Genomic DNA, 14,109 nt, shown 5'->3' on the forward strand with positions numbered 1-14,109 from the left:
CCCAACTCCTCTATGGTTGTGTGTGTGGTGGGTTTGTTTTTGTTAAAACCACACCGCCCCCTTGACCCAAAACCCCCCCCCCACTCCCCCCCCGGCGGGCCGGGTGGAAATGCCCCGGCCCACGGCTGTTTCCAGGGTCGGGTCGGATTACGGCACGCGAGAAACGCTCGGCTGCGGGCGAATTCGACGGCTGATTTCCGCCGGGGTGAGATGTGGCCGCGCCCCGGTCGGCACCTAAGCTCGGGAGCATGCTCACGCTGCTTCTGTACGTGCTGATCGTCGGCCTGGTAGCCGCCCTGCTGTTCCTGGTCGTCAGCGCGCTGTTCGGACGGTCGGAAGAGCTCGGCCCGCTACCGGAGAACACCACCGCGACGGTCCTGCCCGCCGAGGGCATCAGCGGTGCGGATGTGCGCGCGCTGCGCTTCCAGCAGGTGATCCGCGGCTACAAGGCGGGCGAGGTCGACTGGGCGCTCACCCGCCTGGCGGCGCGCATCGACGAACTCGAAACCCAGCTGGCCCACGCCCGCTCCGGCAACCACCTCGCGGGTATCGCCGTATCGCCCAATGGCGCGCCGATTCCCGCCGAACCACCCGCACCCCGCCGGATGGCCCCGGACGCGCTCTCCGGCGCAGCCGCGCCCGTTCCCGAGGTGCTCCCCGCCGCCGACCCGACCCCGCTCCCGGGCGACCACGGCGTGAGTGGCCAACCCGCCGTGCCGAGCCCGGCGGCCGAGCCCGGCACCCCCGGCAGCACCGAGCCGGGTGCGCGATGACCGCGGCGGCCGAACCGAGTGACGGCCGGACCCGTTGCGGGTGGGCCGACGGGTCGCAGTTGTATCGGGACTACCACGATCAGGAGTGGGGTCGCCCGCTGCACGGGGATGACGCCCTGTTCGAGCGGGTGTGCCTGGAGGCGTTCCAGTCGGGGCTGGCGTGGATCACGATTCTGCGCAAGCGCCCGGCCTTCCGCGCGGCGTTCGACGGGTTCGTGATCGAGCGGGTGGCGGAGTTCGGGGACGCGGATGTGGAACGCCTGATGGCCGATCCGGGCATAGTTCGCAATAGCGCCAAAATCCACGCCAGCATCCACAACGCGCGGGTTGCTCGCGACCTGGGACGATCCCTGGACGAGCTGCTCTGGTCCTTCGCCCCGGCCCCGGGAAAGCGGCCACGCACCCTGGCCGATGTGCCCGCCGTCACGGTCGAATCCACCGCTCTCGCAAAAGAACTGAAGCGGCTCGGATTCAAGTTCGTAGGACCCACTACTGCGTACGCACTCATGCAGGCGACGGGGATGGTAGACGATCACATCGCCGATTGCTGGGTGAATGTCAGGACTCCATGAACGCCACAACGGTCGGTTTTTGGAACTCAGGTACCCGCCCCGATCCGCGATAGGGAAGAATGGTCATGGTGTAGCCCGCCACATGTCGGCGGGCTGCCTGGTTGGTGACAACTGGAGTTCCATGAAAGTGCGCAGATATTCGCGCAGATCTGGAGGGAGCAGAGGATGGCGGCCATGAAGCCCCGCACCGGGGACGGTCCCCTCGAGGCAACCAAGGAAGGGCGTGGAATCGTCATGCGGGTTCCACTCGAGGGTGGCGGGCGTTTGGTCGTCGAGCTCACGCCGGAGGAAGCTGCGGCACTGGGTGACGAACTCAAGAGTGTCACCAGCTAGTTGCCAGACTTGCCTGTGCCGGTGAGCAACCCGCCCTCCGGGGCACTCGGAGACTCGGCCCCCGAACCCCGAGGATCCGGAGAGCAGCCGCTCACCGGCATATCGGTTCAGAACGCATACCCCCTCGGCCCGGCCGATCGCCTGATCGCCTGCGCCGACCTACTGTCCTGCCCGGAATGCGGTCGGGACCTCGGCCCCCGCGAGCACACCCTGCGCTGCCCGCGCGGGCACAGTTTCGATATCGCCAAACAGGGCTATATCAGCCTGCTCACCGGCGCCTCCACCAAGATGACCGGCGATACCCCGGCCATGCTCGACGCCCGCGCGGACTTCCAGCGGGCCGGTCATTTCACCCCCATCGCCGCGGCCCTGGCGGCGGCGGTCGCGGCCATGCCCGCACCTCCCAGGACCGCACACGCACGCGACAGCGGCATGACACGCCCGGGCGCGGCTGTGACCGCGGCCTCGGCGGCACGGCTCGCGGCGACCCTCCTGCCGATCGGTTCGAGTGGCCCGACAACCACTGCGGCGACACCCGCGACGGCGGACGCGGTACTGGAGATCGGTGCGGGTACGGGTTACTACCTGGCTATGGCATTGGATGCGATGCCCGGCGCGCGCGGGCTGGCGTTGGATGTGTCCAAACCGGCGGTGCGGCGCAGCGCCCGGGCGCATGAGCGAGCCGGGGCGGTGCTCGCCGATGCCTGGCGCGGGCTGCCGGTGCGCACGGGGGCGGTCACCGCGGTGCTGTCGGTTTTCGCACCGCGCAATGCGGAAGAGGTTGCCCGGGTGCTGAATCCGGGCGGGCGGTTTTTTGTCGTCACCCCGACACCGCGGCATTTGACCGAGTTGATCGAGCCGCTCGACATGGTCCGCGTGGACGCGGGCAAAACCGAGCGACTCGCCGATTCGCTGGAAGATCGCTTCGAACTGCTGGACCGCACTCCGGTCGAGTATCGAATGTCATTGACGCACACCGATATCGCGAATGTGTCCGCGATGGGCCCGTCCGCATTCCACGCGGCCGAACAGCGCGCCGAACGCATCGCGGCCCTGCCGGATCCGTTCGAGGTGACCGCGTCGGTGACGGTATCGGTCTATCGCCCGCGCGGCTGATTCGGCAGCAGATCCAGCAGATTGCGCACCAGCGGCCGGTTGTCGTCGGCGCGGTGCGCGGTGTAGATCGTGGTGGCGGCATCGGTCCCGGCGAGCGGGATGATGCGCACCGATTCGGGTGCGGTGAAGGTGGCGCTGCGCGGTGCGACGGTGACCCCGAGCCCCGCCGCGACCAGATACAGCAGGATCGTCCAGTTGGTGCCCTCCTGCACGATGCGCGGCCGATGACCGGATTCCAGCAGCGGTGCGAGGTTCTTGTCATAGGCGCGCCCGCCCGCCGCGCGCGGATAGAACACCATCGGATTGGTGATCAGCTCGGCTCCGGTGATGCTGTCCCGGTGCGCGTCCGGATGGTCGGCGGGCAGGATCGCCACGAACGGTTCGGTGATCAGCGGGGTGGTGACGGTGCCGGGCTGTTCGTCCGGATCGCGCACGATGGCCAGATCCAGCGCGCCGTGCGCGAGCCGTTCCATCAGATGGCTGGTGAACCCTTCCACCAGGTCCACCTCGACCAGCGGGAAACGGTCCCGGAAGGCCCGTACGCCGCGCAGCGGTTCCAGCGGCAGTACCGAGGGCACGAAGCCGAGGTACAGCGTGCCCTGACTGCCCTGGCCGATCCGATGGATTTCGGCGAGGTCGCGTTCGGCGTGCCCGAGCAGTGCCCGGGATCGCTCCAGCAGTACGGTCCCGGCGGCGGTGAGCGCGACGGTGCGCGAGGTGCGATCGAAAAGTCGTGCGCCGAGCAGGGTTTCCAGCCGCTGGATCTGCTGGGTGAGCGCGGGCTGTGCGATGTGCAGCCGGGCGGCGGCGCGCCCGAAGTGCAGTTCCTCGGCGACGGCGCGGAAGTAGCGCAGGTGCCGCAGCTCAACCCCTTCGATCATAAGTTCAACATATCAATCCGAGCTATCAAGTATTGGACGTTATAGGTGCAGGCGGGACATGCTGAACGGGTGACTCAGCAAACGGATTCCCTCGCCCCGGAGCAGCGCTCGATCACGGTCGAGCCGATGACCACCGCCGCCGACGCGCGCGCCTTCAAGGACCTCAATCTGGAGTGGATCACCGAACTCTTCGCGGTCGAGGCCGCGGACCTGGTCACCCTGGACCATCCGCGGCGCATCGTCGACGAGGGCGGTCGGGTGCTCATCGCCCGCGCCGGTGTGGAGGCCGCGGGCTGCGTCGCGCTCGTCGCCGAGGGTCACGGCGTCTTCGAACTCTCCAAAATGGCTGTCTCGCCGCGCTTTCAGGGTCGCGGTATCGGCCGGGTGCTGCTGCGCGCGGCCATCGAGCAGGCGCGGGCGCTGGGCGCGACCTCGCTGATCCTGGCCAGCAATTCGAAACTGGCTCCGGCGGTGCACCTTTACGAATCGATCGGCTTCGTACACGTGCCGCCGTCGGAGCTGCCGCCGACGCCCTACGACCGCGCCGACGTGTTCATGCGCTACGACCTCTAGTTCTTGCGCACCAGGTCGTAGATCTTCGCGGTCTGCGCGGCGATGCGGTCCCAATCGAATTCGGCGATGGCGCGCGCCCGTCCGGCCGCACCCATGGCGGCGGCCGTCGCGGGATCCGCGGCCACCTGGTTGACGGCCCGCGCCAGTCCGCGTTCGAAGGCGTCGGGCGCGTGTTCGTCGTAGTGCACCAGCCGCCCGGTGGCGTCCCGATCCACCACCTCCGGAATGCCGCCGACATCGGAGGCGACCACGGCGGTGCCGCAGGCCATGGCCTCCAGATTCACGATGCCGAGCGGTTCGTACACCGAGGGGCAGACGAAAACCGTTGCGGCGGCGAGCACCTGGCGCACCAATTCGGTGGGCAGCATCTCGCGCACCCAGAACACCGCGTCCCGGGTCTTACCGAGTTCGCGGACGGCTCCGGCCACTTCGGCTTCCATGGCGGGCGTATCGGCGGCCCCGGCGAGCAGCACCAATTGGATATCCGGATCCAGATACCGGGCGGCGGCCAGCAGGTGCGAGACACCCTTCTGCCGGGTGATGCGCCCGACGAACGCCACCACCGGCCGATCCCGCCGCACCCCGAGTTCCGCGAGGATGTCGCGGGTATCGCGGGCGGGTCCGCCGGGATGCCAGACCTGTGCGTCGATTCCGTTGTGCACCACATGCACTTTCGCGGGATCGATATCGGGATAGGCGGCGAGCACATCGCCGCGCATCCCCTTGCTCACCGCGATCACGGCATCGGCGTAGGTCATGGCATTGTGCTCGGACCAGGAGGACAGCCGATAGCCGCCGCCGAGCTGTTCGGCCTTCCAGGGCCGCCGGGGTTCGAGCGAATGCGCGGTCAGCACATGCGGAATCCCGTACAGCTCCGCGGCCAGATGCCCGGCCAGTCCGGTGTACCAGGTGTGCGAATGCGCGACGTCGGAGCCACCGGCGGCATCGGCCATGCGCAATTGCGCGGACATCATCTGCAGAGCGGAGTTGGCGGCGTACAGCATCGGATCGGCCTGGTGCACCACGGCATCGGTGCGCTGCACCCCCATGCAGTGCACGGTCACATCGCACAGCGCCCGCAGGCGCGGGATCAGTTCGGTGACATGCACTCCCGCCCCGCCGTACACCTCGGGCGGGTATTCGCGGGTCATCATCGCGACTCGAAGTTCGCGCCCGCCGTCCGCGCCGTAACTCACCGATTCAAACTACAGCCTGCCACCGGGCGGCTCGGGCCCACATCGATGAAAGAAAACACAGAGTTCACGACCCGGCCCGCGGTTCGCCGTCCCGCGTGCGGCGCGGCGCGGGAACGCGGCGGCGGAGTGGAGCGGCGACGAACCACGGCTTGCGAGGCCGTGAACACGCGACGCGGCGGGCGACGCAGACGGACACGTTCATTCAGGGTTCCGCTATACCCGGTAGTTTGGCGAGTGTGAGGAGCCAGCCGCACGTACTCGGGATCGTGCTCGCCGGTGGCGAGGGCAAGCGACTCTTTCCGCTCACCAAGGATCGCGCCAAGCCCGCGGTGCCGTTCGGCGGCGCGTACCGGCTCATCGATTTCGTGCTGTCGAATCTGGTGAATGCCGGTTATCTGCGGATCTGTGTTCTCACCCAGTACAAATCGCATTCGCTGGACCGGCATATCTCGCAGACCTGGCGGCTGTCCGGGTTCGGCGGCGAGTACATCACCCCGGTTCCGGCGCAGCAGCGGCTCGGCCCGCGCTGGTACACCGGCAGCGCGGACGCCATCATGCAATCGCTGAACCTGATCTATGACGAGGACCCCGAGTACATCGTGGTCTTCGGCGCGGACCACGTGTACCGGATGGATCCGGAGCAGATGGTGCAGGCGCATATCGAATCCGGTGCGGGCGTCACGGTGGCGGGCATCCGGGTACCGCGCAGTACCGCGAGCGCGTTCGGCTGCATCGACACCGACGAATCCGGCCGCATCACCGGCTTTCTGGAGAAGCCCGCGCATCCGCCGGGCACGCCGGACGATCCGAATGTCACCTTCGCCTCGATGGGCAATTACGTCTTCACCACCAAGGTGCTGGTGGACGCGATCCGCGCGGACGCCGATGACAACGACTCCGATCACGATATGGGCGGGGACATCATTCCGGCCCTGGTGCGCGCGGGCGCGGCCTCGGTGTACGACTTCGGCGGCAACGAGGTGCCCGGCGCGACCGATCGCAGCCGCGGCTACTGGCGCGATGTGGGCACCATCGACGCCTTCTACGAGGCGCATATGGATCTGGTGTCGGTGGATCCGGTCTTCGATCTCTACAACCGGCACTGGCCGATTCGCGGTGCCATGGAGAATCTGCCGCCCGCCAAATTCGGCCGCGGCGGGCTGGCGCAGGAGTCGATCGTGGGCGCGGGCAGCATTCTGTCGGCGGCCACGGTCCGCAATTCGGTGCTGTTCTCCAATGTGATGGTGGAGGACGGCGCGACCGTGGAGGGCAGTGTGCTCATGCCGGGGGTGCGGATCGGCCGCGGCGCGGTGGTGCGGCACGCGATTCTGGACAAGAACGTGGTGGTGTCCGAGGGCGAGATCATCGGCGTGGATCTGGATCGCGACCGGGACAGATTCGCGCTCAGCAATGGCGGGGTGGTCACGGTCGGCAAGGGCATTTGGGTGTGAGAGCAGCCGCGACGCGCGGATAACGGTGGACAGCCGCCCATCCGGGTCCGAAAATCGGTGGGTGGAGCGCTGCCCCGCCGGGCCGCGCGGGAGGGAAGACCATGAACCGCGCAACGAGGGTCCTGACCGCACTCACCTGTCTGGCCCTGACTGCCACCCTGTCCGGGTGCGCGCAGAAGGGTAAGGCCGTCGCCGGGGAAATGGACGTCCGCACCCTGGACGCGGGCAGCTACGCGGTGAATCGATTCACCTACGACCGCAATTCGAACGGCAACGGCCCGATGCTGGAGGGTATGCGGATGGCGTCGGCGGTGGTGCCGACGGTGCAGATCGATCCCAGTCTCAAGATCGGGCGCGGCGGAATCGTGCTGACCAATATCAATGATGTGGTGACCGTCAGCCACCTGTCCTCCTCCGCCAAACCGGTATTGCAGAATCGCGGTTTCGTGGCCGGGTTCGCCATGAGCGGTTCGGATCTGCCGGACCCGGCCGGATCCAATGCCCCCGACCCCGCCAGCACCACGGCCACCATCCGACTGCTGCGCTTCCCGTCGGCCGACAATGCCAAGCTCGCCGCCAAGGAGCTGGAGGACGCCGATTTCGGTGTGGCGCTCGATCAGAACAAGAAGCTGACGCTGGCGGATTATCCGGATGCCTTCTCGCACTGGCGGCCCGGTGTCGGCAGTATCGGTGTGGTCATGGCGCGCAAGGAATTCGTCATCTCCATCTTCATCTCGCGGCCCAAGGCGGATCAGGGGGATCTGCTGTCCTGGGCGAAGAAGACCCTCGACGCCGAGGTGCCGGTGGTGGACGCCTTCACCCCGACGCCGGCCGATCAGATCGATGCGCTGCCGGTGGATCCGGATCGGCTGCTGGCGCGAATCCTGGTGTCCGACAGGGATTCTCACACCCCCGACCCGGACAACTTCGCGGTGTACGGCGCGAATATGCTCATTCACCCGGCCGGTGACGAGAGCCTGCGGCAGCGGCTGGTGAACGATACGGGCATGGACGCCATGGCGCTCACCAAGGACGGCTATCTGTTCCGCACCCGGGACGCGCGCGGCGGTATCGATCTCACGGCCGGATTGATCAGCAGTCTGGGCGAGACCGCGATCGGCGCGCCGGACAAGGTGCCGGACACCAAATGCGTTCAGCACCGCGCGGATAGCACGTCCTACCGCTGCTACGTGGTCTACAAACGCTTCGTCGGCGTGGTGACCGGCAGCAGTCAGGACGAGGTGCAGAAGAAGGCCACGGCGCAGTACGTACTGCTGGCCAACAGCCTCTAGACCCGTACGGATCAGAAGCGGATGACATCCTCGTCCAGGGCTCGCCACGCGGCGGGCCGGGACGGGCGGTGGGTGCCGTGCGCGCAGTCGGAATCGGCTGCGGCGCCGCCGGTGTCATGCGGCAGTGCGGTATGACCGGTGTGCGGCAACCCGTTCCCGATGCGCGTGCGACCGCCTCCGGTGCGCGGCAGCCCGTTCACGGCGCGACCCGGGCGGCTGTCGTCCCGGAAGCGGTAATCGCGGAATCCGAACGGCTGCAACAGGGCTCGCAGGAATTCCGCGCCGTCCGCGGGCAGCACGGTGCGCTCCTGGCCGAGGAGGTCGACGCCCTGGTGATACCAGACGCGCGCGACCAGGCCCTCGACCGGATCGACCGCGCGGAAGCTGGCCCGCCCGTCCGAATTCAGCCGGAACTCGGCGATGCGTCGCCATCGTCCCGACTCGCGCAGATACAGACCGACAACGGCGGGGGCCCGCTGACTCATGAAAACCTCACTCGTCGAACTTTCCCCTGGAGTATCCCGATCCGCGCGCGGTAATCCTGTTGTCCGGAAGGACGGTTCAGTTCTGGTAGACGGGCGATACGGTGCGCCCCCCGCAGAACGGTTCACAGGGCCCCGGTGTCGAGGGCACCACGTGTGATTGATCGTCGAATCTGGCTCCGCTCACCAGAAGCAGCACCAGGAGCGCGGCGAAGACGACCAGTCCGAAAATGATCAGTGCGGGCCATAGCCAGCCTGCCGGCAGATGAATGCCGAGCATCAAACCTTCCATGCCCCACCTCCTTATTTCGTTCCTTACTCTCGTTTACCACCTGCGGCCCATTCGAATCCACCCCTGCGACTGCCCCAGCACTGCCCCTCCGGACGGTTCAGCGCAGGTCGCGCCTGCGGAATCCGATGAGCCCCAAGGCAATCAGCGCGACCGCGATGACCAGCAGAATCAGCACCGGTACGAGGTCGAAGGAGGCGCCGGGCACCTTGGGCAGATGTTCGAACGGTTCGAGGTCGCGGAGCCATTGCGGGGCACCGGAGATCGCACCGAGCAGGAAGACCGCGATGGCGGCGGTCAGCACGCCCCACGCCACCGGGGTCCAGCGCGGCGCGAGACCGAACAGCGCCACCGTGATTCCGGTGAATATCCACACCGCGGGCAGTTGGATCAGCGCCGCGCCCAGCACATCGGGCAGTTTGCCGCCGACGTCACCGGCCGCCCGTCCGTACACGAAACCACCGAGCAGACCCGAAACACACAGTGCCACCGCCGGTCCCAGCAGGGCAAACAGCAGATGCGATGCGGCCCAGCGGGTTCGCGATACCGCACCGGTGAGCAGGGTTTCGGCGTGATCGCTGCTCTCCTCCGAATGCAGGCGCAGCGCGGCCGATACCGCGTAGGCGGCCGCCGCCACGCCGATCATGGTGAAGGCGTAGCTGATCATCGAATTCTCCAGCGAGGCGGAGCCGCCCATCCGGGTGATCAGATCGCGAATCGCCTGGCTGCTGCCCAATTCGTCACCGATACCGTGGATCACGCTGCCGATGATCAATCCGTACAGGCCGAGTCCGACCGTCCAGGCGATCAGGGTGCCGCGCTGCAATCGCCAGGCCAGTCCGAACGGTCCGGCCAAACCGGGTCCGGCGGTGGCCGCGCCCGGGCGTTCGGCGATCAGTCCCGCACCGATATCCCGGTGCCGCAGTAGCGAATACGCGATGACGGTCAACACGATCACCGCCGCCGCGTGCAACAGCAGCACCGCGAAGTGATTGCCCGCGAACGGCCGCACCTGCAGTGACCAGCCCTGCGGTGACAGCCACACCAGCGGGCTGGTCGGCCCGTCTCCGGCGCGGGCGTCACCGATGGCGCGCAGCGTGAAGGTCACCGCGAGCACCGTGAAGGCGATACCGCGGGCCAGCCGCGCACTGGTGGTCAATTGCGCGCACACCGCGGCCACCGAGGCGAACACCACACCGGATCCGGCCAGCGCGAGCCCGAAGGCCAGCGATCCGGTCCTGGCGTCGTCACCGGTGAGCTTGCTGCCGGACAGGCTCAGGAAGCCGATCAGGCCGGTGGCCATCGCACCCCCGTAGCCGAGGATGAGCGCCGCGGTGAGCCCGGCGTAGCGCCCGACCCGGGTGGCGGCCACCAATTCCCCACGGCCCGTTTCCTCTTCGGCGCGGGTGTGCCGGATGACGGTGAGAATGGTGGCGATGGCGATGAGGCTGTAGAACATCCCCGCCTTCCAGATGCCGACCGCGCCGAGGCTGGTGTTGTACACCGGCCCGTACATGGCCAGCTGGGCCGGACTGGCGAGAATCGAGTTGGCGAAGCCCACGCGGTCGGCCTCGTCCGGGTACACGCTGACGATGCTGTTGATGTACACGCTGCCCAGCGGCAGCGACAGCAGCAGCACCCACAGCGGCAGCACGATGCGATCGCGGCGCAGGTACAGCCGCAGCAATTGCCCGGTGCCGGTGAAATCGGTTGACCGCAAGGGGCTTTCGACAGCGCGAGGTGCGGTGATGGCGGTCATTTCGCGGCCCGCTGCAGATCGGCGGAATCCCGGCCGGATTCGGCGGCGTCCTCGCCGTTGAGCGAATAGTGCCGCAGGAAAAGCTCTTCCAGCGTCGGCGGCTGGCTGACCAGACTGCGCACACCGGCGTCACCGAGCACCTTGATGAGCTCACCGAGATGTTCGCTGTCCACCTGGCAGTGCAGGGTGTGCCCCTCCAGGGTGATGTCCGCGACGCCCGGAATCCGGCTGAGATCGCCCGGGTCACCGATCATTTCGGCGGTGATGGCGGTGCGGCTCAAATGCCGCATCGAGGCCAGCGTGCCCGATTCCACCGTGCGCCCGGCCCGGATGATGGTGACGCGCTGGCACAGCGCCTCCACCTCGGACAGGATGTGGCTGGACAGCAGCACCGTGCAGCCGCGCGCCGCGGCCTCGGTCACGCATTCGCGAAATGTCTGCTCCATCAAGGGATCCAGACCCGAGGTGGGTTCGTCGAGCAGTAGCAGCCGGGCCTCGGACGAGAACGCCGACACCAGCGCCACCTTCTGCCGATTGCCCTTGGAATAGGTGCGGGCCTTCTTGCGCGGATCGAGTTCGAACCGCTCGATGAGATCGGCGCGCCGCCGCTGATCCAGTCCGCCACGCATGCGCGCCAGCAGATCGATGGTCTCACCGCCGCTCAGGGACGGCCACAGCGTGACATCGCCGGGCACATAGGCGATATCGCGGTGCAGGGCGACCGCGTCGGTCCACGGATCCCGCCCGAGCACCTCGGCGGCACCCGAGGTGCGGGCCAGAATGCCCAGCAGCACGCGAATGGTGGTGGATTTTCCCGCGCCGTTGGGCCCGAGGAATCCGTGTACCTCCCCCTCCGCGACCTCCAGGTCGAGACCGTCGAGGGCGCGCACCTGTCCGAAATTCTTGTGCAGATCTCGGACCGAGATGGCCGGGGTGGCCGGTGTGTTCATCGAATCTCCTTGTAGGAAAACGACAGTGGGTATTACTGCTGTTGGGTGAGGGTGTCCAGCGCCATCGAGTCGGTGAGCAGCCCGTTGGTGTAGATCTCGAGCGCGGGCAGCGTCATATGATCGGCGTACTCGCGCAAGGCTTTTCGATAGTCGATGCGGCCTTCGTGCTGGGCCGCGTACAGCTGCAGGAACATCACCATGCCGCCGCCGTTGGTGGTGGCGATGTATCTGGCGGTGGCCTTCAAATCCCTTGGGGGACGGTAGGTTCCGGCGGCGACACCGGCGATCAGGTACTGCTCGACATCCTCGACCATATGCTCGAAGAAACTGGTCAGCAGATCCCCGCCGGATTGGAAGCTGCGCAGCATATAGGCCATATGCGGGGCGAATTCCTCGATCTCGGCCATCTGTTCCAGCAGTCCGTTGGGTGAAGGACGCTGTGCGAATTCGACTTTCGCGGCCCGGATGACATCCCGGACGTGATCGTCGCACGCCGCGCGCAGCCCTTCCTTGGACCCGAAGTGGTGGTTGACCAGACCCGGCGAGACGCCCGCGGCGGCCGCGATGGCCCGCACCCCCACCCCGAAACCCTGCTCGCCGAAGGTGGTGATCGCGGCATCGCGAATCCGGGCCCGGGTGGTCAGATCCTCAGAGGCTGAACGCATGTTCAATAGATTAAACACTCGTTCAATGCGATGGCAAGAGCGCACGCCGAAAGAAACCGTCAAGGGTGCGAAAACAAGCGCGAACGCGGATGTTCCACGCGCGGAACACCTCCCCCGCAGCAGCTGCTGCTACGCGGAAAGTCCCCGCGTGGACAAAACTATCCGCAGGTCAGAGGCGGTAGAGCGGTAATCAGCCCCGCGAAGCGCAGAGCAGTCCGTCGCCGACCGGAATCAGCACACTGGTGAGCGCCGGATCCTCGGCGATGGCCCGAGTGGCAGCGCGCACCGCCTGGGTCTGGGGATCGCGCTGTGCCGGATCGGGCACCCGCCCGCCGAGCAGCGCGTTGTGCAGCAGAATCGCCCCGCCCTCGCGGAGTAATCGCACCGCCTGCGCCACGTACTGCGGATGCTCCAGCGGTGCGGCATCGATGAACACCAGGTCATAGGCCCCATCGGCCAAGCGCGGCAACACATCCAGCGCCCGGCCGTTGATCAGCCGGGTGCGCGCGGGCGCGATATCGGCGGACCGGAACGCCTCGCGCGCCGCGCGCTGATGTTCGGGTTCGGAATCGATGGTGGTGAGCGTGCCGTCCTCGCGCATGCCGTCGAGCAGCCAGAGTCCGCTCACCCCGGCCCCGGTGCCGACCTCCACGACCGCTCGCGCACCGAGCAATTGCGCGTACATACTGAGAAGTGCGCCCACCGACGGGGGTACCGGTGCGGCGCCGAGTTCGAGGGCGCGTTCGCGCGCGCTGATCAGAATCTCGTCCTCGGCGACGGATTCCTCCACGTAGGCGAGGTTGCGCTGCAGGTTCGATGCCGCGGGAGTGAGGCTCACGGCTATGAGGCTAATGGCGCGGAACCGGGAAAGCCCGGCGGCGACCGGCCGGTGTGGCGATTTTTCTCAGGTGTCCCTCAGCCTGCGCATACGACCACCACATCGGGACCGGCAAGAGTATTGCCAAGTCAGGCCAGCGACAGTCGGTCCGGCGGGCGGGGAACACACGACCAACCAGGTCGGTTGTACCCGGCAGTCGGAACTTCGGTCCCGAGTAGGAGGTAATCCCATCCACATGGTCGACGCGGCGCGTGAACCCGCCATCCTGCCCACGCAGGACTTGAACTCCGTGCTGGACGGCACCACCGTGCCGGAAAGCGAACTCGACGAGGCTGCCCTGAGCGGCACCGCGGCCTTCGATGCCACCGGTGACCGCACCATGATGCCGACCTGGGACGAACTGGTCCGGGAGCACGCCGACCGCGTGTACCGCCTGGCCTACCGCCTCACCGGTGATCAGCAGGACGCAGAGGATTTGACCCAGGAAACCTTCATCCGGGTGTTCCGCTCGCTGCAGAACTATCAGCCGGGCACCTTCGAGGGCTGGCTGCATCGCATCACCACGAACCTGTTCCTGGATATGGTGCGGCGCCGCAATCGGATTCGCATGGAGGCGCTGCCCGAGGATTACGACCGGGTGCCGTCCGAGGGCCCGGGCCCCGAGCAGGTCTACCACGACGCGAATCTGGATCCGGAGCTGCAGGCGGCGCTCGATTCGCTGGCGCCGGAGTTCCGTGCCGCGGTGGTGCTCTGCGATATCGAAGGTCTGTCGTACGAGGAGATCGGCGCGACGCTCGGGGTCAAGTTGGGCACCGTGCGCAGCCGGATCCACCGAGGACGTCAGGCACTCAAAGAACACCTTGCGCATAATGGAGTGGAGCGGCGCTTCGCCGCCCCCGAGAACGCCAGGTGACACGCCGGGCCCAGCGCCCGAACACC

General features: G+C 67.3%; 15 protein-coding genes and 1 pseudogene. 8 read left to right on the forward strand and 8 right to left on the reverse strand.

The window, feature by feature from the left end; genetic code table 11:
* Nucleotides 1-248 precede the first annotated feature (248 nt).
* The 4 genes and pseudogenes from ACFC4D_RS27805 to ACFC4D_RS27820 form a co-directional block, all read left to right on the forward strand.
* Nucleotides 249-548 (forward strand): annotated as a pseudogene (locus ACFC4D_RS27805) (DivIVA domain-containing protein); the annotation flags it as partial.
* 221 nt (nt 549-769) lie between these two features.
* A complete protein-coding gene (locus ACFC4D_RS27810; protein WP_375965595.1) occupies nt 770-1,345 on the forward strand; it encodes a DNA-3-methyladenine glycosylase I in 576 nt (191 codons plus the stop codon).
* A gap of 165 nt (nt 1,346-1,510) precedes the next feature.
* A complete protein-coding gene (locus ACFC4D_RS27815) occupies nt 1,511-1,678 on the forward strand; it encodes a DUF3117 domain-containing protein (protein ID WP_006554284.1) in 168 nt (55 codons plus the stop codon).
* 141 nt (nt 1,679-1,819) lie between these two features.
* Entirely contained in the window at nt 1,820-2,794 is a 975-nt protein-coding gene (locus tag ACFC4D_RS27820) for a putative RNA methyltransferase (RefSeq protein ID WP_376068234.1), read from the forward strand.
* Here ACFC4D_RS27820 and ACFC4D_RS27825 read toward each other — a convergent pair.
* Nucleotides 2,776-3,675: a LysR family transcriptional regulator gene (locus ACFC4D_RS27825; protein ID WP_376067889.1), complete on the reverse strand. Its 900-nt coding sequence runs from the start codon at nt 3,673-3,675 to the stop codon at nt 2,776-2,778. The genes ACFC4D_RS27820 and ACFC4D_RS27825 overlap by 19 nt on opposite strands.
* A gap of 69 nt (nt 3,676-3,744) precedes the next feature.
* On the opposite strand from ACFC4D_RS27825, the gene ACFC4D_RS27830 reads away from it, so the two are divergent.
* Nucleotides 3,745-4,248, forward strand: coding sequence for a GNAT family N-acetyltransferase (locus ACFC4D_RS27830; RefSeq protein ID WP_376067890.1), 504 nt, complete (start codon nt 3,745-3,747; stop codon nt 4,246-4,248).
* Here ACFC4D_RS27830 and glgA read toward each other — a convergent pair.
* Nucleotides 4,245-5,402, reverse strand: a complete 1,158-nt coding sequence (gene glgA, locus ACFC4D_RS27835; protein WP_364640506.1) for a glycogen synthase — start codon at nt 5,400-5,402, stop codon at nt 4,245-4,247. The genes ACFC4D_RS27830 and glgA overlap by 4 nt on opposite strands.
* A 278-nt stretch (nt 5,403-5,680) precedes the next feature.
* On the opposite strand from glgA, the gene glgC reads away from it, so the two are divergent.
* Entirely contained in the window at nt 5,681-6,895 is a 1,215-nt protein-coding gene (gene glgC, locus ACFC4D_RS27840) for a glucose-1-phosphate adenylyltransferase (protein ID WP_364639985.1), read from the forward strand.
* 101 nt (nt 6,896-6,996) lie between these two features.
* Complete coding sequence (locus ACFC4D_RS27845) at nt 6,997-8,187, forward strand: hypothetical protein (RefSeq protein ID WP_376067892.1); 1,191 nt, start codon at nt 6,997-6,999, stop codon at nt 8,185-8,187.
* Between the two features lie 11 nt (nt 8,188-8,198).
* Here ACFC4D_RS27845 and ACFC4D_RS27850 read toward each other — a convergent pair whose 3' ends face one another.
* From ACFC4D_RS27850 to ACFC4D_RS27875, 6 genes are all read right to left on the reverse strand, one after another.
* Nucleotides 8,199-8,672 carry a hypothetical protein gene (locus tag ACFC4D_RS27850; RefSeq protein WP_376067894.1) on the reverse strand — a complete coding sequence of 158 codons (474 nt, stop codon included), beginning with the start codon at nt 8,670-8,672 and terminating at the stop codon, nt 8,199-8,201.
* Nucleotides 8,673-8,748: 76 nt separating this feature from the next.
* The gene (locus ACFC4D_RS27855; RefSeq protein WP_375965577.1) at nt 8,749-8,961 is read right to left on the reverse strand and encodes a hypothetical protein; all 213 of its coding nucleotides are present in this window, start codon (nt 8,959-8,961) and stop codon (nt 8,749-8,751) included.
* A 97-nt stretch (nt 8,962-9,058) separates the two neighbouring features.
* Nucleotides 9,059-10,717 carry an ABC transporter permease gene (locus ACFC4D_RS27860; protein WP_376067896.1) on the reverse strand — a complete coding sequence of 553 codons (1,659 nt, stop codon included), beginning with the start codon at nt 10,715-10,717 and terminating at the stop codon, nt 9,059-9,061.
* The gene (locus tag ACFC4D_RS27865) at nt 10,714-11,667 is read right to left on the reverse strand and encodes an ATP-binding cassette domain-containing protein (protein WP_376067898.1); all 954 of its coding nucleotides are present in this window, start codon (nt 11,665-11,667) and stop codon (nt 10,714-10,716) included. The genes ACFC4D_RS27860 and ACFC4D_RS27865 overlap by 4 nt, the downstream gene beginning before the upstream one ends.
* 32 nt (nt 11,668-11,699) lie before the next feature.
* Nucleotides 11,700-12,332, reverse strand: a complete 633-nt coding sequence (locus ACFC4D_RS27870; protein WP_375965569.1) for a TetR family transcriptional regulator — start codon at nt 12,330-12,332, stop codon at nt 11,700-11,702.
* Between the two features lie 190 nt (nt 12,333-12,522).
* Complete coding sequence (locus tag ACFC4D_RS27875) at nt 12,523-13,170, reverse strand: O-methyltransferase (protein WP_364640006.1); 648 nt, start codon at nt 13,168-13,170, stop codon at nt 12,523-12,525.
* A gap of 235 nt (nt 13,171-13,405) precedes the next feature.
* Here ACFC4D_RS27875 and sigE point away from each other — a divergent pair, with 235 nt between their 5' ends.
* The gene (sigE, locus tag ACFC4D_RS27880) at nt 13,406-14,083 is read left to right on the forward strand and encodes an RNA polymerase sigma factor SigE (protein WP_364640008.1); all 678 of its coding nucleotides are present in this window, start codon (nt 13,406-13,408) and stop codon (nt 14,081-14,083) included.
* Nucleotides 14,084-14,109: the final 26 nt, after the last annotated feature.

It is taken from the genome of Nocardia sp. NPDC056000 (assembly GCF_042269265.1).
Taxonomy (GTDB): domain Bacteria; phylum Actinomycetota; class Actinomycetes; order Mycobacteriales; family Mycobacteriaceae; genus Nocardia.

Coding starts and splice junctions, on each gene's coding strand:
- ACFC4D_RS27810 (WP_375965595.1), top strand. CDS start 770: ATGACCGCGGCGGCCGAACCGAGTGACGGCCGGACCCGTTGCGGGTGG.
- ACFC4D_RS27815 (WP_006554284.1), top strand. CDS start 1,511: ATGGCGGCCATGAAGCCCCGCACCGGGGACGGTCCCCTCGAGGCAACC.
- ACFC4D_RS27825 (WP_376067889.1), bottom strand. CDS start 3,675: ATGATCGAAGGGGTTGAGCTGCGGCACCTGCGCTACTTCCGCGCCGTC.
- glgA (WP_364640506.1), bottom strand. CDS start 5,402: ATGATGACCCGCGAATACCCGCCCGAGGTGTACGGCGGGGCGGGAGTG.
- ACFC4D_RS27845 (WP_376067892.1), top strand. CDS start 6,997: ATGAACCGCGCAACGAGGGTCCTGACCGCACTCACCTGTCTGGCCCTG.
- ACFC4D_RS27850 (WP_376067894.1), bottom strand. CDS start 8,672: ATGAGTCAGCGGGCCCCCGCCGTTGTCGGTCTGTATCTGCGCGAGTCG.
- ACFC4D_RS27855 (WP_375965577.1), bottom strand. CDS start 8,961: ATGGAAGGTTTGATGCTCGGCATTCATCTGCCGGCAGGCTGGCTATGG.
- ACFC4D_RS27860 (WP_376067896.1), bottom strand. CDS start 10,717: ATGACCGCCATCACCGCACCTCGCGCTGTCGAAAGCCCCTTGCGGTCA.
- ACFC4D_RS27865 (WP_376067898.1), bottom strand. CDS start 11,667: ATGAACACACCGGCCACCCCGGCCATCTCGGTCCGAGATCTGCACAAG.
- ACFC4D_RS27870 (WP_375965569.1), bottom strand. CDS start 12,332: ATGCGTTCAGCCTCTGAGGATCTGACCACCCGGGCCCGGATTCGCGAT.
- sigE (WP_364640008.1), top strand. CDS start 13,406: ATGGTCGACGCGGCGCGTGAACCCGCCATCCTGCCCACGCAGGACTTG.